23 protein-coding genes are annotated in these 25,091 nt (G+C 67.2%); 11 read left to right on the top strand and 12 right to left on the bottom strand.

What is annotated here, in order from left to right:
- Positions 1-68 precede the first annotated feature (68 nt).
- A complete protein-coding gene (locus tag SSPN_RS0100690) occupies positions 69-2,135 on the bottom strand; it encodes a transglycosylase domain-containing protein (RefSeq protein ID WP_237710593.1) in 2,067 nt (688 codons plus the stop codon).
- Positions 2,136-2,450: 315 nt separating this feature from the next.
- On the opposite strand from SSPN_RS0100690, the gene SSPN_RS0100685 reads away from it, so the two are divergent.
- Positions 2,451-2,831 carry a hypothetical protein gene (locus tag SSPN_RS0100685; RefSeq protein ID WP_010305105.1) on the top strand — a complete coding sequence of 127 codons (381 nt, stop codon included), beginning with the start codon at positions 2,451-2,453 and terminating at the stop codon, positions 2,829-2,831.
- Here SSPN_RS0100685 and SSPN_RS0100680 read toward each other — a convergent pair.
- The 5 genes from SSPN_RS0100680 to SSPN_RS0100665 form a co-directional block, all read right to left on the bottom strand.
- Positions 2,824-3,243, bottom strand: coding sequence for a hypothetical protein (locus SSPN_RS0100680; RefSeq protein ID WP_010305103.1), 420 nt, complete (start codon positions 3,241-3,243; stop codon positions 2,824-2,826). The genes SSPN_RS0100685 and SSPN_RS0100680 overlap by 8 nt on opposite strands.
- A gap of 257 nt (positions 3,244-3,500) precedes the next feature.
- Positions 3,501-3,890, bottom strand: coding sequence for an MFS transporter (locus SSPN_RS59040; protein ID WP_237710404.1), 390 nt, complete (start codon positions 3,888-3,890; stop codon positions 3,501-3,503).
- Positions 3,856-4,515 carry an MFS transporter gene (locus tag SSPN_RS59035; RefSeq protein WP_237710403.1) on the bottom strand — a complete coding sequence of 220 codons (660 nt, stop codon included), beginning with the start codon at positions 4,513-4,515 and terminating at the stop codon, positions 3,856-3,858. The genes SSPN_RS59040 and SSPN_RS59035 overlap by 35 nt, the downstream gene beginning before the upstream one ends.
- A 425-nt stretch (positions 4,516-4,940) precedes the next feature.
- Positions 4,941-5,687, bottom strand: coding sequence for a DUF6319 family protein (locus SSPN_RS61390; RefSeq protein WP_010305101.1), 747 nt, complete (start codon positions 5,685-5,687; stop codon positions 4,941-4,943).
- An 83-nt stretch (positions 5,688-5,770) separates the two neighbouring features.
- Entirely contained in the window at positions 5,771-7,267 is a 1,497-nt protein-coding gene (locus tag SSPN_RS0100665; RefSeq protein ID WP_010305099.1) for a flavin-containing monooxygenase, read from the bottom strand.
- Between the two features lie 83 nt (positions 7,268-7,350).
- Between SSPN_RS0100665 and SSPN_RS0100660 the strand changes: the two genes are divergently transcribed.
- Both SSPN_RS0100660 and SSPN_RS41885 read left to right on the top strand, forming a co-directional pair.
- Positions 7,351-7,962: a TetR/AcrR family transcriptional regulator gene (locus SSPN_RS0100660; RefSeq protein WP_010305097.1), complete on the top strand. Its 612-nt coding sequence runs from the start codon at positions 7,351-7,353 to the stop codon at positions 7,960-7,962.
- 233 nt (positions 7,963-8,195) lie between these two features.
- On the top strand, positions 8,196-9,029 hold the full coding sequence (locus SSPN_RS41885) for a hypothetical protein (RefSeq protein WP_143539751.1): 834 nt from the start codon (positions 8,196-8,198) through the stop codon (positions 9,027-9,029).
- Between the two features lie 254 nt (positions 9,030-9,283).
- On the opposite strand, the gene SSPN_RS0100650 is transcribed toward SSPN_RS41885, so the two are convergent.
- From SSPN_RS0100650 to SSPN_RS0100640, 3 genes are all read right to left on the bottom strand, one after another.
- Positions 9,284-9,763: a hypothetical protein gene (locus SSPN_RS0100650; RefSeq protein WP_010305092.1), complete on the bottom strand. Its 480-nt coding sequence runs from the start codon at positions 9,761-9,763 to the stop codon at positions 9,284-9,286.
- A 174-nt stretch (positions 9,764-9,937) separates the two neighbouring features.
- Entirely contained in the window at positions 9,938-12,154 is a 2,217-nt protein-coding gene (locus SSPN_RS0100645) for a 3-hydroxyacyl-CoA dehydrogenase NAD-binding domain-containing protein (protein WP_010305089.1), read from the bottom strand.
- 14 nt (positions 12,155-12,168) lie between these two features.
- Positions 12,169-13,383 carry an acetyl-CoA C-acetyltransferase gene (locus tag SSPN_RS0100640; protein ID WP_010305084.1) on the bottom strand — a complete coding sequence of 405 codons (1,215 nt, stop codon included), beginning with the start codon at positions 13,381-13,383 and terminating at the stop codon, positions 12,169-12,171.
- A 1,008-nt stretch (positions 13,384-14,391) separates the two neighbouring features.
- Here SSPN_RS0100640 and SSPN_RS59020 point away from each other — a divergent pair.
- The 6 genes from SSPN_RS59020 to SSPN_RS0100600 all read left to right on the top strand — a co-directional run bounded on the left by SSPN_RS59020 (position 14,392) and on the right by SSPN_RS0100600 (position 18,321).
- A complete protein-coding gene (locus SSPN_RS59020) occupies positions 14,392-14,670 on the top strand; it encodes a hypothetical protein (RefSeq protein ID WP_187764717.1) in 279 nt (92 codons plus the stop codon).
- A gap of 173 nt (positions 14,671-14,843) precedes the next feature.
- The gene (locus SSPN_RS0100625) at positions 14,844-15,395 is read left to right on the top strand and encodes a DUF3558 domain-containing protein (protein ID WP_029534818.1); all 552 of its coding nucleotides are present in this window, start codon (positions 14,844-14,846) and stop codon (positions 15,393-15,395) included.
- Between the two features lie 99 nt (positions 15,396-15,494).
- Entirely contained in the window at positions 15,495-16,001 is a 507-nt protein-coding gene (locus SSPN_RS0100620) for a hypothetical protein (protein ID WP_029534817.1), read from the top strand.
- A 124-nt stretch (positions 16,002-16,125) separates the two neighbouring features.
- Entirely contained in the window at positions 16,126-16,461 is a 336-nt protein-coding gene (locus SSPN_RS41875) for a hypothetical protein (protein ID WP_010305069.1), read from the top strand.
- On the top strand, positions 16,458-17,765 hold the full coding sequence (locus tag SSPN_RS41870) for a putative T7SS-secreted protein (protein ID WP_044572430.1): 1,308 nt from the start codon (positions 16,458-16,460) through the stop codon (positions 17,763-17,765). The genes SSPN_RS41875 and SSPN_RS41870 overlap by 4 nt, the downstream gene beginning before the upstream one ends.
- 46 nt (positions 17,766-17,811) lie before the next feature.
- On the top strand, positions 17,812-18,321 hold the full coding sequence (locus tag SSPN_RS0100600) for a hypothetical protein (RefSeq protein ID WP_010305061.1): 510 nt from the start codon (positions 17,812-17,814) through the stop codon (positions 18,319-18,321).
- 855 nt (positions 18,322-19,176) lie between these two features.
- Here the strand turns inward: SSPN_RS0100600 and SSPN_RS0100595 are convergent.
- Genes SSPN_RS0100595 through SSPN_RS0100585 form a run of 3 tightly spaced genes read right to left on the bottom strand, consistent with a single transcriptional unit; the run spans position 19,177 to position 23,236 of the window.
- A complete protein-coding gene (locus SSPN_RS0100595; protein ID WP_010305057.1) occupies positions 19,177-20,496 on the bottom strand; it encodes a (Fe-S)-binding protein in 1,320 nt (439 codons plus the stop codon).
- Positions 20,496-21,752, bottom strand: a complete 1,257-nt coding sequence (locus SSPN_RS0100590; RefSeq protein ID WP_010305052.1) for an FAD-binding oxidoreductase — start codon at positions 21,750-21,752, stop codon at positions 20,496-20,498. Before SSPN_RS0100590 ends, SSPN_RS0100595 begins: the two co-directional genes overlap by 1 nt.
- Entirely contained in the window at positions 21,752-23,236 is a 1,485-nt protein-coding gene (locus SSPN_RS0100585; RefSeq protein WP_010305048.1) for an FAD-linked oxidase C-terminal domain-containing protein, read from the bottom strand. Before SSPN_RS0100585 ends, SSPN_RS0100590 begins: the two co-directional genes overlap by 1 nt.
- Positions 23,237-23,583: 347 nt before the next feature.
- Here SSPN_RS0100585 and SSPN_RS0100580 point away from each other — a divergent pair, with 347 nt between their 5' ends.
- On the top strand, positions 23,584-23,910 hold the full coding sequence (locus SSPN_RS0100580) for a hypothetical protein (RefSeq protein ID WP_010305044.1): 327 nt from the start codon (positions 23,584-23,586) through the stop codon (positions 23,908-23,910).
- Positions 23,907-25,076 carry a WXG100 family type VII secretion target gene (locus SSPN_RS0100575; RefSeq protein WP_010305041.1) on the top strand — a complete coding sequence of 390 codons (1,170 nt, stop codon included), beginning with the start codon at positions 23,907-23,909 and terminating at the stop codon, positions 25,074-25,076. The genes SSPN_RS0100580 and SSPN_RS0100575 overlap by 4 nt, the downstream gene beginning before the upstream one ends.
- Positions 25,077-25,091 lie beyond the last annotated feature (15 nt).

Here is a 25,091-nt window from a genome sequence, read left to right as displayed (position 1 = left end):
GGCTCGGCATCGAAAAAGGTCCGTGCCCGCCGAACCAGCGGGCACGGACCTCATCTACGTCAGATCCCCTACGGGGTGCCCGGCAGCGGTGCTGCCGGCAGGCCTTCGTGCACCTTCGTCATCGCGGCGAACCAGGTTCGGGCCGGCACTTTGCCGCCGTAGATGTTGCCGCCGTTCTTCCCGCACAGGTACGGGGGCGCGTCGCCACCGCCGTCGCAGATCCCTTGGGGGCTGTTCCCGTCGGCGTAGGTCAGGACCGCACCCGCCATCTGCGGGGTTGCCGCCAAGAACCCCGCGGACTGGTGGAGTTGGGTCGTCCCGGTCTTACCGATCATGGGGCGGGTCCAGCCGACGCTCTGCGCTGCCACGCGCGACGTGCCGTCGGTGTCGTCCTTGCTCATGCCCTGGGCCAGCGTCGCCGCCACCTGCGGGGACACGGCCTGCTCGCAGCGGGGTTCATTGAGCTGCACAGGGTCGCCGTGCCGGTCCTTGATCTCTTCGATCGGCGTCGGCGGACAGTAGACGCCGGCGCTCATGATCGTTGCCGCGACGTTGGACAATTCCAGCACGCTCGTCGGGGTGTAGCCGAGGGTGAATGCGCCGCGGTTGCCCTTCTTGATCGCGTCGGCCTGGGACGGACCATTCGAGCCGTCGGGTTTCAGGCCCTGGCCACTGGTGTTGACGCCGGTCATCCCGTTCCGCAGCCCAAGGCGCGCGGCCATGTCAACGACGTTGCTGAGTCCGGCCCTCTCCTGCAACGCCACGAAGGCCGTGTTCGGGGACGTGGCCAAGGCCATCTGCAGCGTCCTCGGCCCCGGCTGCACGCCGTCGGCGTTCGAGACGGTGTACGGCGCGGTCCCGTTCTTGTACACGCGGGACGTGTAGGACGGCGGCACGTCGAGCGTGTCGTAGATGCTCATGCCTTGTTCGATCGCGGAGGCCGCCGTGAACACCTTGTAAATCGAGCCGGCACCGAAGGGCTGCACCCTGCTGACGATGTCGTAGGCCGTCTGGCCCTTGCTCGCGTCGTTGCCGTAGTCGCGGTTGGCGACCAGCGCCCGCACCTTGTGCTTGTCCTTGCCTGGTTCGACTATCGCCATCGCGTTCGCGATGCCCTCGGTCTGGGTGGGCACCTGCGCTTCGGCGGCGGCCTTGGCCGCGTCGGTGGCCTTGCGGTCGAGAGTGGTGCGAATTGTGTAGCCGCCGCTCTTCAGCTTGTCGCTGTCGATGCCGAGCCGGTCGAGGTAGTCGACGAGGTAGGTGCAGAAGAAACCGTCGGTGGCACCGTCGCCGACGCCGACGCAGCCGTTCGGCGGCCGCCCGAGCGGCGACATCACGCCGAGCGGTTCCTTCTTGGCCATTTCCGCGTCTTCCTTGGTGATGCGGATGTTGTTGTTCGGGTCCGCCATCAGGTCGATCACGAGGTTGCGCCGCTGCATCGCGTCTTGCGGGTTGCTGTTGGGGTTCAGCGAGCCCGGCTGGTTGACGATCGCGGCGAGCAGCGCGGCCTGGGCGATGGTCAGCTTTTCGGAGGTGGTGCCGAAGTAGGTCTGGGCCGCCGCACCCACACCGAACGTCTGGTTACCGAAGGGCACCACGTTGAGGTATCCGGTGAGGATTTCCTCCTTGGTCATGGTGTGTTCGAGTTCGACGGCGATCTTCGCCTCGCGGAGCTTTCGGGCGATCGTCGATTCCTTGGCCTTCTCGGCCTCCACCGCGTTGGTCGCCGCGACGTGCACGAGGTAGTTCTTCACGTACTGCTGGGTGATCGTGGATGCACCCTGCGCGGCCGAACCGCTGCTGAAGTTGGTCGCCAGCGCACGCATGGTGCCGTGCCAGTCGACGCCGCCGTGGTCCCAGAAGCGCTTGTCCTCGACCGCGGTGATCGCGGCCTTCATGGTGTCCGAGATCTGGTCCGGCGGCGTTTCGATGCGGTAGTCCTTGAAGAAGTACGCGATCGGCGCGCCGTCCTTGTCCGTGACAGTGGTTATTTGCGGCATGTCCCGCCTCGCCAGGGAACCTGACATTCTGGACATGGCGTCGCTCGTCTGGTTGACCATCGCCCCGGCACCGGTCGCCATCGGCAGCAGCAACGCCGCTACCAGCACGCCGGCCAGGACGCACAGTCCGAACATCTTCAACAGCACGCCGCTGCGCACGCCAGCCCCAATCACCAAGTGTCCAAACGACTTGACCACCGATCGCGGGGCACAGTGCCCACCCAGGCCTCGTCTTGCCCGTCCACCGACCGGCCGAAGAGCTTACCGCTGACCCGCACACGCGGAACCAGTCGACACCTACTTCTCTTTGCTGTCAGTCGATTCGTTGATATCACATCGGCTGATCCCGGCGGCGTTGCACCAAATGGCCGAGTCCTGGCCGACAACCCCACGGATCCGGATCAGATCACTACACTTGGTGACCACCGGAGTTGATCACGCGGAGGAAAAATGACCGACCCGTTCCTGGATTCCCTGGCCACCGCGCTCGCCGGTCAGGTCGCCACCGCGCTGGGCAAAGCCGGAAGCCAGGCCCTGGTGAAGGTGCGCGAGCTCGTGCGCCGCAGGTCGCAGAACGATCCGGAGACGCAGGCCGCGCTCGAAGCCGCCGAGCAGGAGTCCGCGGGCCAGCCGCAGATCAAAGCCCTGGCCGAACGGCTGGACCAGGTTTGCGGAGAGGATGCCGCTTTCGCCGAGCAGCTGCGCGCCGAGGGCGCCGAAGTGCACAAAGCCATCTCGGCCGCCGACGACGGCGTGGTCAACGTGAACCACGGCGAGGTCAACAACCTGATTCAGGCGCGCGAGATCAAGGGCAACATCACGTTCAGCTAGCGCGCCGATCCGACTCGTTCAACTCCGCCAGGTAGTGGTTGTAGGCGGCGAGTTCCGGATCATCCCCAGCATCGACCGGCGGCGCCGGTGGCGGCACGAGCGGCCGCTTCCGGCGCATTACGGGCGGCGCCTCCGCGGTGACCTCCGGGCCGACCGCTTCTTCCTGGACTGCGCCTGCCGGTTCCGCCTCGTCCCCGCGGTGCACCTCCATGCGCATCAGGCGGATCCACAAGAAGATCGTGAACACGCCGAACAGCGGCCACTGCAGCGCGTAGCCGAGGTTCTGGAAGCTCCCCCCAGCTTCGTGCGCACGATCCCACTGCCACACGGCCAGGAAACCGGTGGCGACCGTGGCCACGATGAACAGCGCGTGCAGAAGCAGCCAACGCGGAGTCAGCAGGCTGCGGTACACGCCCTGAATTCTAGGCGGTCCCGAGCAGGCTTGGCGGCCTGGCGTCGTCACAGCACGTTCACACCCGCCTCATGAATCACGATTCGGCGGACTGAAATCACATGCCAATTGTGTCTAAGAACACAACAGCCTCACTGGCTGGCGGTATCAAGGGAACCTTCCTGTTTCCGGCCTGTCCAAGGCACGCGGCAGGACCGGCTCAGCATTTGCGGTGAACGCCGACGGCAGCCGCTGGTGACAGGAAGGTTCCCTTTCGTTCAGCTCCGCCTGCGGCTTCTGGTCGCCAAGGGGAGGCAGATGGTGATGAGGATCGCCGCGACCGCGAAGGTCGTCGGGTAACCGGACAGGGTGACCAGGGCACCGAAGCCGATGGCACCGAGGCCTTGGCCCGCGTCGTAGGCGATGTTCCACGCGGTGCTGGCGGCCCCGGACTCGGTTCGTTCGAACATCACGACCAGGGTGATGTTCTGCACCGCACCGAACCCGGCTCCGAAGGCGGCGGCGCCGAGCAGGGCGAGCGGGGCGGCTCCCCACGCCGCAACCGCGAGCAGGCCCGTGCCCAGGCCTGCCATCAGCACGGCGGGGACCAGGACGCGGCGCTGGCCGAGCCGGTCACCTAGCTGTCCTGCTGCCCACCGGCCCAGCATCGTGGATGCGCCGAAGACCATCAGCGCGGCTGGGGCCACCGGCCCGGCGACTGCCAGCGGCAGGAATGCTCATGACGATCCAGGACGGCAGCAGCGCGAGGGGGAACGCGGAGGCGCCTGAGCGCTGCGCGGGTTTGGCCCGCACCCGCGACATCCCCAGCACGGCAGCGGTGGCGGCCACGGGCAGGGCGCCAGCGATCCAGAACAGCGGGCCGAATCCGATCTGCTGCGTCAACCACACGCCAGCGGGGAGGAACAGAACGTTCGGCAGGCCGACCGACAACCCGTAGAGCCCAGCCGCCCGGCCGTGTTGCGCAGCGGGTACGAGCTCGGCCACCAGCGCTGCACCGGTCACCGTGAGGAGGCCGAAGCCGACTCCTCGCAGGCCGGAAACCCCGAGCAGCAGCCACAGGTCGCTGGACAGCGCGTACAACGGTGTCGGCAATCCGATCAGCATCGTGCCCGAGGCGAAAGCAATGCGGTGGTCGATGCGTTTGAGCAGCCACGGCATGCCGAGCTGGGTCAGCACTGTCACCAGCATGAAGACGGCGTTGGTCGCGCCGGCCGCAATCTCACCAGCACCGCCCGTTACCGCCCACAGCGGGACGACCGGAAGCAGCAGCACGTATCCCGCAAAACCGCCGACGGTCGCTACCAGTAGAAGCCGAAAAGACCGGTGTTGCAACGCTGTTGTGTCCTTGACGCGGGGTTCTTCCGAGACTCGCACCAGTTCTTGATAGGCGTGCGGACAACTTTTGTCCATCCGGCTCCAAGCGTCCGAGATGTCCGCTCATGGCCGACTGTGGCTTTTGGCCGTGATCGTTTCGGCTGGGCGGTCACTCGACGGCGAGGAGTTCGGCCATGAACCGGATGCGCGTACTGGCCCTGGCAGCCGTGGTCGCGGAGTGAGCAATCGTTCCTGTTGCGGCCACCACTGCGCTGCCGATGGCGGCCCCTCCACCGTGCTTCTTGCCTGACATGAGTGATCTGAGGACGAGGACCGATGCTGGCGAGCTTCGGACGTGGCAATCCGGCTCAGCGCGGCGGGATTCAGGACCCCAGTTCGTCGAGCGCCGCCTGCGCCGCCGCGAGTTCGGCGCGCAGTTGCTCGACGCGGGCGCGCTGCTGTTCGCGGGCGGCGTCGATCAGCGGTTCCACGGCTGCCGCGACGTCGTCGTGGAGCGCCTTCGCGGCTTGGGCGACGGCGTTCGCGGCGACCGGTGTCGGGCGCACCACCCGCTTCTTGCCGGTGCTGACCTCGACGCTCCACTGACCGTCTTGGTCAGCTGTCAGCATCACCGTCGCTCCGCCGATCGGCTTCGCCTGCCGCGGCTTGCGGCGTGCCACCGCGGCCCCGGCCGGCTTCGCCGACGCCGAGACACCCGGCGCGGGAGCCGAGGCCGCAGCGGCGCGGGGCTTCGCCGGAGCAGCTGGCTTCGCCTGCTCCGCAGTCGCCTTCGCCCGTTCCACCGGTGGCTTCGCCGGTGGAGCGTCGGCCGTCCGCGGCTTCGCCGGGGGTTTCGCCGGGCGTTTCGCCGGGGGCTCGGGTGGTGCCGCTTTCTTGCGGGGTGGCTTGATCTTCGTGACCTCGGTGGCCGAGAAGGACAGCACGTCCTTCGATCCGGCCGGGCGGACCTGGATGAAGTCGCCTTCGGCTGGTTCGCCGAGCGCGACGACCTTGCCGGATCGGCCTTCCGGGACTCCTACGGCCGAACCGGTGAACCACACCGTCGGGGTGGTTCCGGCGCTCAGTTCCTCGCGGAGTTCGCGCAGTTCGTCGGACGACAGCGGTGACATCGCCGCCCCTTGCTCAAGGGTGAGCCCCGGTTGGGGCTGCTAGACAGTGACGCCACCACTATATCGAACGCCCGTGCGAAGCTTCAACGGGATTGACGGGCTACCGTCTCGTAGTCGGCCAGGTCCACCTTCCGGGTTCGCAGCCAGTACTTCCAGGTGAATCCGGGCCAGATCGTGCGGTTGACGCCATTCTCGTCGAGGTACCAGCTCCGGCAGCCACCGGCCGACCACACCGCGTCGGTGAGCGCGGTCTGGATCTCGGAGTTGAAGGAGTCCTGCACCGACTGCCGCACGTCGACCTGCCCCAGCTTGCCGCGGCAGATCGGCCGCAGGCAGCTGAGCACGTAGTTGATCTGTGACTCGATCATGAACACCACGGAGTTGTGGCCGAGCCCCGTGTTGGGCCCCAGCAGGAAGAACAGGTTCGGGAAGCCGGAGACGGTCATGCCGAGGTATGCCTCCATGCCGTTGCGCCAGGTGTCCTGCAGCTTGCGTCCGTCGCGGCCGACGATGCTCAGGTGGTCGAACGCGTCGGTGACGTGGAAGCCGGTGCCGTAGATGATCGCGTCGACCGGGTGCTCCTGGCCGTCGCCGGTCACCACGGATCGCGGCCTGACCTCGGCCACGCCACTGGTCACCACTTCCACATTGGACCTGTTCAGCGCCGGGTAGTAGTCGCTGGAAAGCAGGATCCGTTTGCAGCCCATGACGTAGTCCGGCGTCACCGCGGCGCGCAGCTTCGGGTCTTTGACGGCCTTGCGGATGTAGCGCTTGGACAGTTGCTCGGCGATCTTGCCGAGGCGACGGTTGAATACCGCGAAGTAGCGCGCTTCCAGCACCCAGTACAGCGCCGCGCGGGCAGCCCGCTGGACCAGCGGAGCGTTGCGGAACAGGTGCTGCACCGACTCCGGGATGAGCCGGTCCGGTTTCGGCTGGATCCACGGCGGAGTGCGCTGGAACAGGTGCAGTTGGGTGACCGTCTTGGCGATGCGCGGCACGAACTGGATGGCGCTGGCACCGGTGCCGATCACGGCGACCCGCTTGTCCTCAAGGTCGTAGTCGTGGTTCCACTCGGCGGAGTGGAACACCTCGCCCTCGAAGCGCTCCACGCCGGGCAGGTCCGGGTAGCGCGGGATGTGCAGGGCGCCGACGCCGGACACCAGCGCCCGACCGGAGTACTCGGTTCCGTCCGCGGTGGACACCGTCCAGGTGCCGTCGTCCTCGTCGTATTCGGCGCCGGTGAACTCCACGCCGTAGTGGATGTGGTCGCGCACCTGGAATTTGTCCGCGCAGTGCTGCAGGTAGCCGGAGATCTCGCCCTGCCTGGCGAACATCCGGGACCAGGACGGGTTCTGCTCGAACGAGAAGGAGTACATCAGGGACGGCACGTCGCAGGCACAGCCCGGATAGGTGTTGTCCCGCCAGGTGCCGCCGAGGTCGGTGGCCTTCTCCAGCACGATGAAGTCGTCGATCCCGGCTTGCTTGAGCCGGATCGCCATCCCGAGCCCGGAGAAACCGGTCCCGACGATGATCACCTTGGTCTGGTAACTGCGCTGGTCCCGAGTTTGCCGTTGCGCCATCAGGCCCTCCTCCGGACACCGGCACGACTGATCTACTCAACAGTAGCTTACTATGAGTAGGTTACTTGCGGTAGGGTGATTCCGTGGAGACGCAGCAGGCACCGACCACCGGACGCAAGCGGATGCCCCGAGCCGTGCGGGAACGGCAGATCCTCGCCGTCGCCGAGCAGGTGTTCGCGACCGACGGCTACCAGGGCACGTCGATGGACGACATCGCGGCGCGGGTCGGCCTGTCCAAGCCGATGCTCTACGAGTACTTCGGTTCGAAGGAAGGGCTGCTGCTCGCCTGTCTGCAGCGATCCAAGCGCGAACTACTGGAAGCCACCACGGTCGCGGCTGCCGGCGCCGACACCCCCGAGCGGTTGCTGCACGACTGCTTGCTGGCCTTCTTCAAGTTCAGCGACGAACACGCCCAGGCCTGGGCGCTGCTGCGCAACGAGTCCGCGGTGCCGCGCGCCTCGGTGAGCACCGAACTGGAAGCGATCCGGATGCAGCAGATGGAACTCACCTCCGGGCTGCTCGGGGCCGCGCGCCCAGACCTCGATCCGGTGCGGCTGGAGGCGTTCGCGGAGGCGATCATCGGCGCCTGCGAGCGGCTCGCCATGTGGCGAGACCGCCGCCCGGACATCACCGCGGAGCAAGCCACGAGCCACCTGATGGAGCTGTTCGCCCCCAGCCTCACCCAGAACCTCTGACACATCCGGCCACCCGACACGCACAGGAAACCCACCGCGCACCCGGGCGCGCCTTGGAGCGGACGCGGGCCCGAGGCGGCCGCTTGCGGGATTCCGTCGCTCGGTGAACGCCGTGAGTCCGCGTGAAACTCACTCGTTCAGGCTGTTGGGTTGGGTATGGGCTCAAGATCGGCGGAGGGGTCTCCGATACCGAGTCAGCCGTACCAACACGTCAGACCCAAGGAGAACAAATCTTGCGCCCCTGGACCACGCGCACAGTGAAGGCAGCCGTTGTGGCCGCGGGGTTCGCCGCAGTCGGGACCGGTGCCACCGCCGCTGCGGAGAGCACCGACCTCCCGAAGCCGGACCTGTCGTCCGTTCCGGACCAAATCGGGGTCCTCGCCCCGTTGAACGCCTGCCAGATACAGGACGGTCCCGGGTACGGCCCGGCCAAGGCTCCGTGCGCGGACACCGAACTGCACGTGAACACCCCAAACCTGGTCAAGAAGGTGGGCGCGGACATCACGACCACTGCCCACGGAATGGGCGGCGAATTGCGGGACGGCCGCCCGCTGCTCGCCCCGGGCAAGCCGAACCAGGTGCTCGGGCACGTCTTCGCCGAGACCACCCGCGTCGAGCAGATGACCAAGACCCGCCCGGTCGTCGGTGGTTCGGTGGTCCCGAACCACCTCGGCTTCGTCACCGAACGCGTCCCGAACGCCGCTTTGCTGGACACCGAGGTCGGACCGCGCGAGCCCGGCCACCAGGGCACGTCGGCGCTGGACACCGCGATCGACCTGACCGCCGCCAAGGGCTATGAGACGGAACCGCTGGCCAACCCGGTCGGTGCCGTTGCTCCCGTCCTGCAGAACGACCTGCGCCCCGGTGAGCCGGTCGCCCTGCCGCAGGCGGAGAGGCTCCTGCCAGCGGTCGGCAAGCTTCCGGTGACCTCCGAGCTGAGCAGCGGCTTGGGCACGGCGTCGAACGACCTCACCCGGCAGGCCAGCGGTCGCCTCCCACAGGCTCCGGTGCACCGGATCACCGGGCAGCTCCCGAGGATCGACAGCGTCGCCCGCGCGCTGCGCTGATCGACGACCCGGTCAAGTGGCCCCGGATTTGGCTCCGGGGCCACTTTTTTCGTCCTCCTGCAACGATCGACGCCCACGGCGAGCGCTGCCTGCGCGGCGTAGGTGACCCACGACGGTTGCGGCAGCACGACAACGTCGGCTTCTTCGTGCACCCGCTTGGCAAAACGCTCGGCGTTCCCGGCGGGGCCCAGGTATTCGATCGCGTCCGGCACGGGCGCTGCGGTGAACTTGGCACGCATCTGATTCCCTCCGTCCTATCCGGACACCGGCTCGGATTCGGCGATCCGACGTGGTGCTGCGGTCAGCAAGCTGATGACGACGGTGATGGCGCAGTTCAGCGCCACGGCAACCAATCCGGTGCTCAGTCCGAAGAGGACGCTGGGGCCGGTGGTGACCAGGGCGAACGCGAACACTTCGCCGACGAGGATGCCCGCGATGACATCGGCTTTGGACACCTTCGACCAGGCCAACGTCGCACGCAGCCTGCCCCGCGTGGACCGGCCGAGCTGGGGCACGGCGGTGACCGCGCTCAGCTCCGGTCCCCGCGTGCACCGGCCGGGGCTGCGGAAGTGCTTCTCCCCCATGTTCCTGCTGGGCATGGTGCGCGACGACGTCGCGACGCTGGCGCAGAACCCCGGCATGCTCACCGACGAACTGCGCCGCGTCCGCGACGGGACTGCTTCGTCGCGCTCACCGACACCCCGGCCTCGCCCCTGGCTGGCGACGCCGACCACGCCTTCTACCTGGACACGACCGGGGTGTCGGTGCTGCGGTCGCCGACCGCGTTCACCTCGGTCGTCCGGGCGTTGGCCACGGCCGTCGTCGCCGCCGAGGCAAGCAGGCCCGCTCCGCGCTGCCGGTGGAGGAGGAACTGCTCGACGAGTTCGGCGTCTACGCCAGCTCGCGCATCACGCCGCCGTAGCGGAGACGATTGCCGCGTCGGGTTCGCCGAGGTCGAACGGCTCCCCCGCCTCGGCCCGGTGGACCAGCGAGGCCGGCGGCTCGAACCGCTGCCCGTAGCGTTCCGCCAGTTCCCGGGCGCGCGCGACGAATCCGGCCAGCCCGCCCGGGTAGCCGTTCATGTACTGCACGACACCGCCGGTCCAGGCTGGGAACCCGATGCCGAGGATCGATCCGATGTTGGCGTCCGGCACCGACCGCAGCACGCCCTCGTCGAGGCACTTGACGGTTTCCAGCGCCTCCACGAACAGCATCCGCTCCTTGAGGTCGGTCAGGTTCACCTCGGCCGGATCCCGCTCGGCCCCGCCGAAGTGCTCGACCAGCCCCGGCCACAACCCGGCCCGCTTGCCGTCGACGTAGTCGTAGAAACCGGCGCCGCTGGAACGGCCCTTGCGGTCGAATTCGTCGACCATGCGGTCGAGCACCTGCTCTGCCGGGTGCGGGTTCCAGGTTCCGCCGGCCGCCTCGACGGCGCGCTTGGTCTCGTCGCGGATCTTGCGCGGCAGCGTCAGGGTCAGCTCGTCGAACAGCTGCAGGACGGGTGCCGGGAACCCGGCCTGCGCCGAGGCCTGCTCGATGGACACCGGGTGCACGCCTTCGGCGAGCATCGACACGCCCTCGTTGGCGAAGGTGCCGATGACGCGGCTGGTGAAGAAGCCGCGGCTGTCGTTGACCACGATCGGCGTCTTGTTGATCTGCTGCACGACGTCGAACGCGCGCGCCAGGGCCCGCTCGCTGGTGTGCTCGCCGCAGATGATCTCCACCAGCGGCATCTTGTCGACCGGGGAGAAGAAGTGCAGGCCGATGAAGTCCTCGCGGCGGCGCACGCCCTCGGCGAGGCCGGTGATCGGCAGCGTGGAGGTGTTGGAGGCGATCAGCGCGTCGCCTTCGACGACGTCCTGCACCTCCGCGTACACTTGGTGCTTGATCTTCGGGTCCTCGAAGACGGCCTCGATGACCAGCTCGCAGCCGGCCAGCGGTTCGAGCTGGTCGGTGGGAGCGATCCGGGCCAGCAGCTCGTCGGCCTTGGCCTGCGTCGAGCGGCCCTTGGCGACGGCCTTCTCAAGCAGCTTCGCCGAGTAGTCCTTGCCCTTCTCGGCGGCGGCCAGCGAGATGTCCTTGAGCACGACCTCCATACCGGCCTTGGCGCACACGTAGGCGATACCGGCGCCCATCATGCCGCCGCCGAGCACCGCGACCTTCTTCGCCCGCCACTCGGGTTCACCGGCTGGGCGGCTGCCGCCGGAGTTGATGTGCTGGAGGTCGAAGAAGAACGCCTTGCTCATGTTCTTGGCGGTCTGGCCGCAGACCAGTTCCACGAAGTAGCGGCCCTCGATGGTGAGCGCGGTGTCGAAGTCGACCTGCGCGCCTTCCACCGCGGCGGCCAGGATGTTGCGCGGGGCCGGCAGCGGCGCGCCCTTGAGCTGCTTGCTGAGGTTGGCGGGGAAGGCCGGGAGGTTCGCGGCGAACTTCGGGTTCGACGGTGTGCCACCGGGAATCTTGTGCCCGGGCCGGTCCCACGGCTGTGCGGCCTCGGGGTTGGCCTTGATCCATTCCTTTGCGGCGGTCAGCAGCTGTCCCGGCGTGTCGACGAGCTCGTCGATGATGCCGATCTCCGCGGCCTTCTCGGGCCGCAGCCGCTGGCCCTGCAGCAGCAGGTTGAGCAGCGCGTCGGCGATGCCGAGCAGGCGGACCGTGCGGACCACGCCGCCCGCGCCGGGCAGCAGGCCGAGGGTGACCTCGGGGAACCCGAAGCGGGCCTTGGGGTTCTTCAACGCGATGCGGTGGTGGCAGGCCAGCGCGATCTCCAGGCCGCCGCCGAGGGCGGTGCCGTTGAGCGCGGCGACCACCGGCACGCCGAGGGTTTCGAGGCGGCGCAGCTGCCGCTTGACGCCGGTGGTGGTCTCGGCGACCCGTTCGGCGTCGCCGGGCCGGGCCTGGACCAACTCGCGGAGGTCACCGCCGGCGAAGAAGGTGCTCTTCGCGGAGGTGAGGACGACGCCGGTGATGTTGTCGTGCTCGTCCTCCAGGCGCTGCACGGTTTCCGCCATGCTGCGCTGGTAGCGCTCGTTCATGGTGTTGGCCTGCTGCTGCGGATCGTCCAGGGTCAGCACGACGATGCCGTCGGCGTCGGACTCCCAGCGGATGGTGTTCTGCTCGCTCATGTGTGATGTGTCCTTCAGCCGATCCGTTCGACGACAGTGGCGATCCCCATGCCGCCGCCGATGCACAGCGTCGCCAGGCCGTAGCGCAGGTTGCGGCGTTCCAGCTCGTCGATGAGGGTGCCCAGGATCATCGCCCCGGTGGCGCCCAGCGGGTGGCCCAAGGCGATGGCCCCGCCGTTGACGTTGACCTTGTCGTGACTCACGCCGAATTCCTTCATGAACTTCAGCGGGACCGCGGCGAAGGCCTCGTTGATCTCGATCAGGTCGATCTGGTCGATGCTCAGGTCTGCCTTGCCCAGCGCCTTGCGCACCGCCGGGCCGGGGCCGGTCAGCATGATCGTCGGGTCGGCGCCGCTGAGAGCGGCGGCGACGATCCGGGCGCGGGGGCGTAGTCCGGTGCGTTCGCCGAAGGCTTCGCCGCCGATCAGGGCCAGCGCGGCACCGTCGACGATGCCGGACGAGTTCCCGGCGGTGTGCACGTGGTCGATGCGCTCCACCCAGTGGTATTTCTGCAGCGCGACGGCGTCGAATCCGCCGAGCTCGCCGATGTCGGCGAAGGACGGCTTCAGCCCGCCGAGGCTGTCGATCGTGGTGTTCGCGCGGATGTGCTCGTCCCGGTCGAGGATGGTGCTGCCGTTGCGGTCGGTCACCGGCACCACGGAGCGGGCGAAGCGGCCGTCGGCCCAGGCTTTGGCGGCGCGGTCCTGCGACTCGGCCGCGTAGGTGTCCACAGTGGTCCGGTCGAAGCCCTCGATCGTGGCGATCAGGTCGGCGCCGATGCCCTGCGGCACGAAGGAGGTGGCGAAGTTCGTTTCGGGGTCCATCGCCCAGGCGCCGCCGTCGGAGCCCATCGGCACCCGGGACATGGATTCGACGCCGCCGGCCAGCACGGCGTCCTCCCAACCGGAGCGCACCTTCTGAGCGGCGATGTTGACCGCCTCCAGGCCGGAGGCGCAGAAGCGGTTGAGCTGCACACCGCTGACGGTGTCGGGCAGGCCCGCAGCGATCGCGGCGGTCTTGGCGATGTCGCCGCCCTGGTCGGCGACCGGCGAGACCACGCCCAGCACGATGTCGTCGATCAGCGCGGGATCCAGCTGCGGCTGGCGGCGCCGCAGCTCCTGGATCAGGCCCACGACCAGGCTGATCGGCTTCACCCCGTGCAGCGACCCGGTTTGCTTGCCGCGACCGCGTGGTGTGCGGATCGCGTCGTAGACGAACGCCTCGGACATTTGTGGCGTGCCTCCTCGTTGCGCAGGTGCTCCACCCAGAGTGTGACACCAACACTGTCACAGTCAAGGCGCTCTTGCCCTGCCCGTAAGCCCTCTCTTATGGGGGGCAGATATGGGGCAAACATGCATCACAGCACGCCAAGCAGGCAATCCACCGCCCGCATGGTCTTGTCGTTCCCCGCCGCAGGAGCCCTGCTTTGGGCAGGGGCTCCCTCATATGGGGACACATCCGCCAGCGGGCTGCCGCCGCAGCCGATCGAAGCCACCAAGCCGGCTGAGGCGCCAGAGCCACCAGCAGTGACCCCTATGAGCGAACGAACAGAAAGGTTTGTCCTGCTCGCCTACAGCTGCATCGTGGTCGTGGTCATGGTGGCCGCGGTGACGCTGAGCTAAGGACCGGAACTGAATTCCGTATTGATCGCCGTTGTGGCTGCCGATCAGGCGCGGGTGATCTCGGCAGTGGCAGGGTGGAGTCTCGCCGTTGGGGCGGGCACCGGCGGGTTGCTGGCGCTGCGGCGAATCGCGGGTAGCCGATGATCGGCGTAGAGCGTCCGCTGGACGCACTGCGGTCGCAGTAGCGCTGACAGCGGCACCCATGTCGCCGGCAGTTGCCGCAACGAGTTCCAGCTAGCGCCGCAGCCCACGTTCACATCCGACAAGGCTGTGTTCCTCGGCCAGGCCCGGCCGGCGTTCAACGAACAAAGCGGCCCCCGATCCCACTCCGACCGGGGGCAGCACTCACTAATCCGGGCGGGCCAACGGTCGAATCGGCCGATGAGGTGTGCGTCCGCTCAGTCGTTGGCACCGTCGCGCGGTCTGTGCTCGCGAAGCTCTCCTTTGGCCTGCTCCATGTCGAACCGTGCTTGACCGCCCGCCGTGACGGTTATGGGCGTGATCACGCCGCCCCGCACCCAGCGCGCGACGGTTTGGCGAACAGCCGGTCGGGCGCCGTTGGCAATTGCAACGGGGCTCGACTTGGCGTGTCCGAAACATCCACACCAAAGTGGCATGGCCGATAGCATCCGCCTGGTTGATCGACAAGGCAGGGAAGAGCGAGCTGTGACTCAGGGCGGTTTCGAGGCGGCGCTGGAAGGTCTGCAGGCCGTCCGCGGCAGGACCCAATGGATCAACCAGCAGGTCAGCGCTGGCAAGCTGGCCTTGGACCCAGAGGTTGCGGAGAAGGCAGCCAAGCGCGTGGAAGAAGAGATCCAGGAACTGGCCGTGCTGATGCGTGATGCCAGGCAGCTTGGCCGCGTGACGGGCCTGGGTACCTACCCCGATGGTTAGCAACTTGCGCAACGGTTCATTGACAAGGCTGAACACGAAACAGCCGGCGCCCTGCCGTTGATCAAGGAGATGCAAAAGGTCTTGCAAGAACAGGCGGATGCCTTCCGTGCGGCTGCAAGAAACTACCGTGCGACCGACGACCAGATCGCCCAGGATTTTCAGCGAGGTATCCAGTGACCGCATTTTCTCGGACCCTGATCTCCGCGACCGCCGGCTTGGTGTTGATCGGCCTCGCCGGGTGCTCTGGTGGTACAGCTGGCGGCAACGGTAGGACCACCACCGAGCAGCCACCAACATCGAGTACGGCAGGGTCGGGTTTGAAGAACTTCGACACGTGCGCGTTCTTCACGCAGGAAGATCTGAGCGCCGCTGGCGTCGAGGGCCCGGGTGAGAAGGCAGAGCAGCTGAGCTTTGAACCGGGCTGCAGCTACATGGGCGGAAAAATCCTGCTCACCCTCTACAAGAACGAGGAAGAAACCGTCGACAAGTACGAGACTGGCGGCAACTGGGACAAGTACGAGAAGTTCAGCATCAATGGTCGCAACGCTGCTCGTGCCGTTGAAGGCGGCGGGGGTGCGGTCGACGCTGGTTGCTCGATCGTCCTCGACGCGGGCGGCGGCGTCGTTCTCGTCGACGTCACCGAGTCCAAGCCCGATTCGGTGTCCGACAAGTGTGGCGAGGCCGAGAAGATCGCCCGCCAGATCGAGCCCCGGCTTCCCAAGTAACGTGCCCGCTTGCGGCGTGTTCGAACGGCTCGCGGCACTTTCGTGAGGTGCGAGCCGTTCGACGTCGCAATCCGCAGTCGAGGTACATGAGGTGGTGTGGTGCGGCTGTTTGACTGGTTCACTGGGACTAAACGGCCTTCGGGCGGGGTTCCGCCGCAGTCTGTAGAGGTTGTTCGTGCAGCACTTCTTGGGGTCAATAGTCCGGACAGGCCGTTCATGGTTCGTGACGGGCGGTCAGATGGCGTTGACTTGGTCGCCGAGTGGAAGATCGCCGATGCGCACTGGTACGGCTACTTCGGCAACGTGACGACGATCAACAGGACATTGATGCGGCTGGATCCGTCGAAGCATGAGGTCCGATCTCTGGACCAAGAATGGTCGGTCACGTGGGCGGGCGGAACTCCGCGGCTGACATTGGCGACCAGGTACGCGCGCGGTCAGATCAACAAGAAGTCCTGCAGCGCCACCTTCATGCGAGACGAACAGGGAAAGCTGGTCAAGGAATCCCAACGCAAGTTCTCGACAGGCGAGTTGAAGCCCCCATTGGAGGAGGCTGTCACCGGCGCCGGATGGACCTGGCGCGGCCTAGTGATCGGAAAACTCTGAAGCACGTCGGTGTCTTCAGCGACAATGGCTTACGTGTCAAACACGTGACGGTGCGGTGCTGTCCTCAGCTGTGACGTGCCCAAGCCTGGCTGCGCAGTTCGAGGTATGGAGGAAAGGGCAAAGCATGGGGGATGGATTCGAAGTCGATCCGGCTGCATTGCGGGACGCGGCGTCACGAATCACCGATGCGGTGGTCGGCATGGCGGCCAGTCAGTTGACGAATCTTGCCGTTCCTGCCGGCGACTTCGGCCATGACGGTGTGCACCAAGCTTTGATCGACTTTTGCTTTGGTGTGGAGTTGTCCGCCCAAATCCTCGTGCAGACATCCGAGTCGGCAAGCACTGCACTGCACGACGCGGCCCGCTCGTACACCGACCGGGACCTCGAGGCCCAAGCCGCGGTCCAGAAGGTGATTGGCGAGATTGCTTCGCCGGACGGACCTGCGGATGGGGCTCGATGATGGCGGAACTCGGGCATGCTACCGACCCCAAGGCATTGATTCCAGGCGAACCAAGCTCCATTGAGGACTCCGTCGCCAAGCTGCGTCAGCAGAGCGAGAAGTTCGGCACGGTGGGAGACGACCTCAAGCGTGTTGACGTCGTTGGCTGGACTGGCGAGTCAAGCACCGCATTCATGGACCTGTTCACGAAGGAACCGCCGAAGTGGTTCAAGGTCTGCGACCTGCTGGACGCTGCTTCGACTTCGTTGATGGAATACGCATTCACACTGCGTTGGGCTCAGGGCCAAGCGGCAGAAGCCATCGCCCGTTGGGAAGAGGGCGAGGCCACGACTGAGAAGGCCGCAGCAGAGTACAACGAGACCGTCGCGCAAGCCAATGCACAGAACCAGGCCAATGCCGCTGCTGGGATTGCCAACGTTGTTTCTCTCGCGCCATTTTCGGATCCTGGTGAGCGAGCTCGGAAGGAAGCAGTCGAGCTCCTCGCCCGCGCTCGCGAACAGCTAGAAGACTTCGGGCGGCGCGTCGCTGAACGAATCGGTCGGCAAGATTCGCGGGAGCGTGGACTCCTTGACGAACTGGTCGATGCGGTGACGCATGACTGGAAGACCTCTGGAAAGGCTGAGGCGAGCGGTCTCGGCGCAGGGTTCGAAGCAAAAGGCCCGGCGGACGGCAAGCTCGGTGAGCTCAAGGCGTTCGCCCAGCTGGGCAAGGCCAGTGCAGAGGGGTCGACAGGCAACGAGTTCCTCAAGCTGTCCGGCAAGGCTGAGGCCGGCGCGGAGGCGGCACTCACCACAGCCGCGTCGATCACCGATGAGGGTCTCAAAGGACGAGTAGAGGCCGGGCTCGGAGGAAAAGCGTCGGCAGAGGGGCGTCTTGACGTTGGGCCCCTTGGCGCGAACGGCAAAGCAGAGGTGTTCGGGGGTGCTCAGGCCGGCGCCCAGGTCACGATGGGGCCGAAGGGGGTAAGCGCGACCGCCGACGCCTTCGCAGGCGCGAAAGGAACAGTAAAAGGCGGTGGCGACATTGGGGGTATCGGGGTCAACGTCGTCGCAGAAGGGTGGGCAGGCGTTGGCGCCGAGGCTGGCGTCACCTTCGGCCAAGGCGATGACGGCAAATGGCACGTAGGTGCAAATGCCGGTGGCGCATACGGTCTTGGCGGCAAGCTCGGTTTCGAGCTCACCGTCGACCCAGCCAAGGTGACCAAGACCGTCACCGATGCCGCCGAGACGGTCGGGAAGATCGGAGAGGCCGCAGGCGATGTATATGGGGACGCTCAACGAACCATCTCCGGGTGGCTGGACTGATATGCGCCGCGGTAGCGTCCTGTCCCAGAAACGGAGTGAGTGACCAGTGGCTACGTCCTTGCCAACCCCGATCGAATTTCGTCTACCGAAAGGCTGGCAGGCGGTTTCACCCGACGCTGCGGGCGCGCCCGGCGCGGCGTTCGTCGCGATCCATCCGGCCACGAATCGCCCCGGCTTCACGACTAACATCACGATCGACGGTGAACATCGCTCGGATGCTGCCTCGCTGGCCGAAATCGCCGACGAGTCGATCAACCGACTTCACCAAGCGGCCAGGACAGTATCGCTGTCGCAGCGGACCGAATTCGGCTCCGCTGACGCACCAGGTCTGACCCAACTACTGCGAGTCACCACTCTTGTCGCGAGAGAGAGTACCGAGCTGATCCAGTGCCAGGTCTACCTCTCAATGTCCGACGTCGACCGCCCGCAGGAGCGAGCGGTGATCAGGCTGTCTCTCACAGCGACGGAGGACAATTTCAAGGCCGTCATCGGGGACTTCCAGGAGTTCGTGGCTTCCGTGCGACCAGAGAGCCCTGGTTCGCATAGCGATCAATGAGTTCTAGCCGGGCTACGTCCTTGATGCACGAACCGCCCCACTCCGAAGACAGCAACAAATTTCAGGCCCCCGTGTCGAGACCTGCACCCGTTGCTTGCGGGGCGCTTGTTCGTTCGGCCACGCTCTGAATTGGGGCGACGGTCGCGCCCGCGGCGTTACGACGTAGTCGCGGCTTCTGCCTCACCGTCTTTGACCAACAGTAGCCACTCACGGAAAAGCGTCGGCAGCGGAACCGCCGGGAAGTGAGGCCGCCAGCCGACGGGGAGGTAGCACATCTCCGGCGAGAAAACTTTCGCATCACGGAAGTGATACAGGTTGCCAAAGGTGCTCGACTTGACGTAGGTAACGCCTGGAAAGCCGACTGACGGAATGTGGTGTCGCCCTGGAAAGTCGCCTCCCCGAACCAGTCGTCCCTTTGGAAACTTGCTTGGTCGAACGTTGCGTCGCGCTGGAACGTTGTCCAGCCGAACTCGGCGCGGCCCCGGCAGGTCACCGAGCCGAACCTGGCACGACTCTGAAAGGACGCCCGGCCGAACCATCGTGACGGCCTCACCTTGCGTTGAGATCAGGCTGCTCAAAAAGACCAAACGGGCAAAGCCCTATCTCGCACGACACAACGCCGAGAAGATGGGCGAGCACATGCGGGACTACCGCGACGTTGTGGATTTCAGCCTCGAAACAGGTCTCCGCCCTGGCGGACTGTGTGGCTGCATGCGCACAACGTGGACCGAAAGAGCCCGCTGGCAGGAAGGTTGCCATGCTCACATCCGACGTGCCTTGGCTAGGCGGCCGGCCGGCGGTGGCGAAGTGGGTGCGAGGTCGGCGATCGGGTCGCCGACCTCGCGGGGGTGTCGTTCAGTCGCGCAGCAGGGTTTCGACGGCCTGGGCGCGGATGGAGGCGTCGAGCACCTCGACGGTGTGCGCCATCGCGAGGTGTTCGCCGCGGCGCTCGAGCGCGGTGCGGATCTGCATCGAGCAGCCCGGGTTCGCCGTTACCAGCAGCTTCGCTCCAGTGGCGAGGACGTTCTCGGCCTTGCGGTCGCCGAGCTCGCGCGCCGGCTCCGGTTGGAGCAGGTTGTAGACGCCAGCGGAGCCGCAGCACAGTTCGCCGCGGTTGATCTCCTTGAGCTCCAGCTCGGGGATCGCGCGCAGCAGTTCACGGGGCTGCGACCGGATGCCTTGGCCGTGCGCGAGGTGGCAGGCGTCGTGGTAGGCGATCTGCACCGGCAGCGGGTGCCGCTTCGCGACCGGTCCGAGTTCGACGAGCAGCTCGGCGATGTCCCGCACACGCGCGGAGAAGCGCTCCGCGCGTTCGGCGTACTCGGGGTCGTCCTGTAGCAGCCGCGGGTAATCCTTCAGCGTGGAGCCGCAGCCTGCCGAGTTGATGACGACGTAGTCCACTCTGGATTCTTCGAAGGTGTCGAGCAGGTCGCGGGCGAACTTGATCGCTTCCTCTTCCCGCCCCGAGTGCTCGCTGAGCGCGCCGCAGCAGCCCTGCGCCGGTGGGATCACGACGTCGCAGCCCTCGGCGGCGAGGATGCGTGCCGTCGCCGCGTTGACGTCGGGGAAGAAGGCGCTCTGCACGCAGCCGGTGATCATGCCGACGGTCGCGCGCCGCTTGCCGCGCGCCGGGATCCGGTTCCCCAGCTTCGGGGCGCGGCCGATGGGCGGCGCGAGGGATTCCATCACCTGCAGCCCTTCCGGCAGCAACGCATGCAGCCCGGACCGCTTGAGCAGGTTTCCGATGCCGAGCCGCTGGTAGAGCGCGAGCGGTCCGCGCATCGCCTTGAGGCGGCGCGGGTATGGGAACAGCGTGAAGATCGCCGTGCGCAGGAACCGTTCCCAGCGTCCGCGCTGGTGGTTCCGCTCGACCTGCGCCCGCGTCTCGGTGATGAGCGTGTCGTACTGCACCCCGGACGGGCAGGCGGTCACGCACGCCATGCAGCCGAGGCACGCGTCGAAGTGGCCGACCATCGTGTCGGTCATGGGCTCTCCTTCGAGCCCTTCCTTCATCAGGTAGATGCGGCCGCGCGGCGAGTCCATCTCCTCGCCCCACAGGTCGTAGGTGGGGCAGCTGGGCAGACAGAATCCACAGTGGACGCAGTCGTCGACGAGTTCGCGCTGCGGCGGGTGCAGCGCGTCGAAGGCGCCGGGACGGGCCGGGGTCTCGGTCATCAGATTCCTCCCACGAACCGGCCGGGGGCGAGCTGGTGTTCCGGATCGAACTGTTCCTTGGTGCGGCGCATCAGCGCCAGCAGTCCCGGTGCGATCGGCCCCCAAGGGTCGATCGCGGCATCTTGCGGTGCACGGACCAGCACCGCGTAGTCGCAGCCGGTGCGCAGTGCCTTGACGAGTTCGACGACGGCCGCGGGGTCGGCGTCGCCGGGCAGCCCGGCGTTGAGCACGCCGAGCCCGGCCGCTCCGCGGATCGCCAACGGCAGGCCGCTCGCCGCGGCCGCTTCCTGCGCGGCGCTGAGCACTCGGGGCAGTGCCGTCGGCTCCGCGCCCAGGCGCAGGCCGATCCCACCCACCGGGTCGAACGGGTAGCGGCCCCACCAGGACGGGGCCTGGTCCAGCACTTGCGCGCCGTGCCCGATGGCGGCGGCCAGCTCGACCGCCCGGTCGTGCGTGGCGTTGGGCCTGCCCTCTAGCTGCGCGCAGATCGTGATCGGTCCGGCGGGTTCGGGACGATTGAGCTCGATCGCGGTGGGCATCGCCTGGGAATGCCGGACGTTGTCGGCTGCGGTCGCGGCCGTCGCGGGGTCGTCGGTGGTGACGGTGATCCAGCGGTGCTCGGCGGCGACCGGGTGCAACCTGAACACGGCCTCGGTGATCACCCCGAGCGTGCCGAAGGAACCCGTGTAGAGCTTGCCGAGGTCGTAGCCGGCGACGTTCTTGACGACCTTCCCGCCAGCGGTGGTCACGGTGCCGTCGGCCCGCACGACCGTGATGCCGATGAGCAGATCGCGCACCCCGCCGAAGAGGTGCTGGCACGGGCCCGCGGTGCCGGTGGCGATGATCCCGCCAAGCGTCGCGGTCGGCAGCGGCTGGTCGATCGCCAACTGCTGCCCGGCGGCGCGCACGGTGTTGTTGACCTCGGCGATCGGTGTTCCCGCCAGGGCGTGCACGACGAGGTCGCCTGCGGCGTGGTCGACGATGCCGTTGGCGGCCGACACGTCGAGCAGCAGGTCCACCGCCTCCGGCGCGCTGCCCCAGTCGAGCTTGCTACCCGACCCCTTGGGCACCACCCGCAGGCCGTGCTCGGCGGCGACCTTCATCGCGACCGACGTCCGCTCAGTTCCGTCCACAGTGGCCACCCAGTGTGGGCGGACGCCCGACACCGCGTCGGTATTCGTCGCGTCCCGCACGCGTTCGGCACCGAGCGCGGCCACGAGTGCTTCGCGCGCGGCGTCCTTGGTTGTAGTGGGCATCAGAACTGGTCCGCCAATCCCGCCTCGGTCAGTGGATGCACGCCGCGCCGGGGCCCGGGCACTTCGCCGCAGAGCCTCGGAGTCGGGAAGACCTTGCCCGGGTTGCAGATCCCGACCGGGTCGAAGGCGCAGCGCACGCGCTGCATGGTGTCGAGGTCGTCCGCGGTGAACATCCGGCCCATGTACTTGACCTTGTCCGCGCCGACGCCGTGCTCGCCGGTGATCGAGCCGCCGTGCTCGATGCACAGGTCGAGGATGGCGCCCGAGACCGCCTCGGCCCGCTCGTTCGCGCCCGGTTCGGCGTCGTCGAAGAGCACCAGCGGGTGCAGGTTGCCATCGCCGGCGTGGAAGACGTTGGCGACCCGCACGCCGGATTCGGCGGACAGCCGGGCGATGCGGCCGAGCACCTCGGGCAGCGCGGTCCGCGGGATCACCCCGTCCTGCACGATGTAGTCGGGGCTGATGCGGCCCACCGCGGCGAACGCGGACTTGCGGCCCTTCCAGATCATCGCGCGCTCGCCGTCGTCGGCGGCGACCCGGATCTCGAACGCGCCGTGCGCCTCGCAGTGCCGCTTGACCTCGGCGAAGGTGTGCTCGACCTCTGCGGCCGGGCCGTCGAGTTCGACGATCAGCACCGCACCGGCGCCTGCCGGGTAGCCGCACTGCACGGCCTGCTCGGCGGCATCGATGGCCAGCGCGTCCATCATCTCGATGGCCGCCGGGGTGACCCCGTCGGCGATGATCGCCGACACCGCCGCGCCCGCCTCGTCGGTCGACGGGAACCCGGCCAGCAGGGTCTGCACCGCTTCGGGTTTGCGCAGCAGCCGCACGGTGATCTTGGTGACCACGCCGAGCGTGCCCTCGCTGCCGATGAAGGCGCCCAGCAGGTCGTATCCGGGGGTTTCCCGCGCGTCGCCGCCGAGTTCGACGATGTCGCCGTCCGGGGTGACGACTTCCAGGGCGAGGATGTGGTTGGTGGTGAAGCCGTACTTCAGGCAGTGCGCGCCGCCGGCGTTCTCCGCGACGTTGCCACCCACCGAGCAGACCTGCTGGCTGGACGGGTCCGGCGCGAAATAGTAGCCCTGCGCGGCGACGGCCTTGGTGATGTCGAGGTTGATCACGCCCGGTTCCACCACGGCCCGCTCGTTGGCCAGGTCGATCTCCAGGATCTGCCGCATCTTCGAGGTCACCACCAGCACGCCCGATGCGTGCGGCAGCGCCCCGCCGGACAGCCCGGTGCCGGAGCCGCGGGCGACGAACGGGACCTGGTGCTCGGCGCAGATCCGGACGATCTGGCGGACCTGCTCGGCGGTTTCGGGCAGCACCACCACGGCGGGCACGACCCGGTAGCTCGCCAGTCCGTCGCACTCGTAGGTGCGCAGCCGCTGCGGGTCGATGATCACCGCGTTGGGCGGCAGTGCCGTGTGGAAGAGCTGCACGACTTGGTCGAGCGTCTGCTCGGCCTCGGTGCTCGTCGACTGCATGCTCAGCCTCCCGGACGTCTTCCGCCTTGTGGAAAGTCCATTCTGGTTGGGGAAACCATAGGTTGTTCACAACATAGATACAAGAGGTCGACAAGATGTCCCCGCCGTGACGATCGCGTCCCGCGCAGAACCAGGATCGCCCCCAGCGCCCGTCGTGACCAGAGCAGGGAACCTTCCTGCCACCCACCCGCAAGACGAGCCGCGCGCCGAGTGCCCCAACGGGCTGGCCGCAGGTAACAGGACAGATCCACCAAGACGCCGCAAATCGCGCGGAACCACCAGCGCCTGGCCAACGTCAAAACCGGCAAGTAGATGACAACCAGTCAATTCACGCCGAGGGAGGCGCCGTGGGCGGCGAGCTGCGGATGACGCCCGGGACATTGTCCGGGCACGGCGGTGGCTGCGAGAGCCTCGCCGACAAGTTCGGGCAGCTGGCGCAGCTGCTCGAACAGGCTCGGACCGACGACCAGTGCTTCGGCCCGATCGGCAACGCCGTCGGCATCAGCGACAAGTACTTCGAGACGCTGCAGGGCTGCCAGGAGACGGCCCAGAAGGCGCAGCAGTTCCTCGTCGAGACCAAGCAGTCCCTCGACGACACCGTCAAGGACTACCACGACACCGAGCAGCAGATCATCGAACTGCTCAACAAGGCCGGGGAGGGGCTTGCCGGATGACGGGGCCAGGGACGTTCACCGAACTGAACCAAGGCGACTCCACCCGCAAGAACTGGGCGGAGCAGACCCTGACCCGCGGTTCCTCCGCCGCCAACGCCGCGTATGGCCTCCGGGACGCGGCGGTCAACACCGACGGCGGCAGCCTCGCCGACGGCTCCGCCGCACCCGAGTGGACCTCCGCGGTCATCTCGGCGCGCCAGGAGCAGATGGAACTCCTGCAGAACCCGGGCCAGGCGCTGCTGGACAACGGCCTCGGCTTCCTGGTGTCGATCGTGATGACGCCGCTGATCGAGATCGCCGAACAGGCCATCGGAGACCCCGAGCAGATGCGGGCCACCGGCAAGGGCTGGGAAGAGGTCGCGAAGTGGCTCGACTCGGTCGGCGAGCAAGAGCCCAAGCGCGCTGAGGCGACCGCCGCGTCGTGGGTCGGCCAGGACGGCGACGCGTTCCGCAACCAGATGAACGAATTCGGCGAGGGCACCAAGGCCCTGGCCCAGGACGTCCGCGGGTTAAAGGAAACGCTCGACGGGATTGCGGACATGTTCGACATGTTCGTCGAGCTCGTCATCAACATCCTGACCGAGCTGATCATCAGCCTGATCATCCAGTGGCTCGCCGCGCTCGCCGCCTCGTGGATCACCGCAGGCGCCTCGGTCGGTGCCGCCAGCGCCACCACGACGGCATCGGTCGGCATCACCGGCGGCCGGATCGCCGCGCAGGTCGCCAAGATCCAGGCACAGCTCTACAAGTGGCTCAAGAAGCTGGAAGAACTGCTCAACAAGATCCGCGAGTCCGGCCGGCTCGGCAGGCTGCTCACCCGGCAGCTCTCCAAGGGCAAGATCGAGCAGGTCAAGGACCCCAACACCGGTGAGGTGCTGCGCGAGTTCGCGACCTCGAAGACGAGCAACGTCTTCATGAAGAGCCAGGGACTGCACAAGACGGGCGAGGAGGCACTGGCCGCCAACCTCGCGGGCAAGGTCATAGGTGGGGCCCTCGGCGGGAAGGCGTCCCTGGGTGGTGCTGCCGTCAGCGGCGTGGTGGAGACTGCCGAGGGACAGGCCGTGAAGGAAATCCCCAAGGCCATGTACGACGAGACCAACCAGCGGATCAGCGGGCAGCTCACCCCTGAGGAGAGCAAGGCCGCGCAGGAGAAGGGATTCTCGTGACCTCGTGGGGGCGTC

Origin of the sequence: Saccharopolyspora spinosa NRRL 18395, from assembly GCF_000194155.1 — a bacterium.
Taxonomy (GTDB): domain Bacteria; phylum Actinomycetota; class Actinomycetes; order Mycobacteriales; family Pseudonocardiaceae; genus Saccharopolyspora; species Saccharopolyspora spinosa.
This window is presented reverse-complemented; position numbering and strand designations above follow the sequence as displayed.

What these genes read in the sequence shown, in the direction of transcription:
- SSPN_RS0100690 (WP_237710593.1), bottom strand. Translation starts at nt 2,135, where the DNA reads ATGTTCGGACTGTGCGTCCTGGCCGGCGTGCTGGTAGCGGCGTTGCTG.
- SSPN_RS0100685 (WP_010305105.1), top strand. Translation starts at nt 2,451, where the DNA reads ATGACCGACCCGTTCCTGGATTCCCTGGCCACCGCGCTCGCCGGTCAG.
- SSPN_RS59040 (WP_237710404.1), bottom strand. Translation starts at nt 3,890, where the DNA reads ATGCTGGGCCGGTGGGCAGCAGGACAGCTAGGTGACCGGCTCGGCCAG.
- SSPN_RS61390 (WP_010305101.1), bottom strand. Translation starts at nt 5,687, where the DNA reads ATGTCACCGCTGTCGTCCGACGAACTGCGCGAACTCCGCGAGGAACTG.
- SSPN_RS0100665 (WP_010305099.1), bottom strand. Translation starts at nt 7,267, where the DNA reads ATGGCGCAACGGCAAACTCGGGACCAGCGCAGTTACCAGACCAAGGTG.
- SSPN_RS0100645 (WP_010305089.1), bottom strand. Translation starts at nt 12,154, where the DNA reads ATGAGCGAGCAGAACACCATCCGCTGGGAGTCCGACGCCGACGGCATC.
- SSPN_RS0100640 (WP_010305084.1), bottom strand. Translation starts at nt 13,383, where the DNA reads ATGTCCGAGGCGTTCGTCTACGACGCGATCCGCACACCACGCGGTCGC.
- SSPN_RS59020 (WP_187764717.1), top strand. Translation starts at nt 14,392, where the DNA reads ATGGCCGATAGCATCCGCCTGGTTGATCGACAAGGCAGGGAAGAGCGA.
- SSPN_RS41875 (WP_010305069.1), top strand. Translation starts at nt 16,126, where the DNA reads ATGGGGGATGGATTCGAAGTCGATCCGGCTGCATTGCGGGACGCGGCG.
- SSPN_RS41870 (WP_044572430.1), top strand. Translation starts at nt 16,458, where the DNA reads ATGATGGCGGAACTCGGGCATGCTACCGACCCCAAGGCATTGATTCCA.
- SSPN_RS0100595 (WP_010305057.1), bottom strand. Translation starts at nt 20,496, where the DNA reads ATGACCGAGACCCCGGCCCGTCCCGGCGCCTTCGACGCGCTGCACCCG.
- SSPN_RS0100590 (WP_010305052.1), bottom strand. Translation starts at nt 21,752, where the DNA reads ATGCCCACTACAACCAAGGACGCCGCGCGCGAAGCACTCGTGGCCGCG.
- SSPN_RS0100585 (WP_010305048.1), bottom strand. Translation starts at nt 23,236, where the DNA reads ATGCAGTCGACGAGCACCGAGGCCGAGCAGACGCTCGACCAAGTCGTG.
- SSPN_RS0100575 (WP_010305041.1), top strand. Translation starts at nt 23,907, where the DNA reads ATGACGGGGCCAGGGACGTTCACCGAACTGAACCAAGGCGACTCCACC.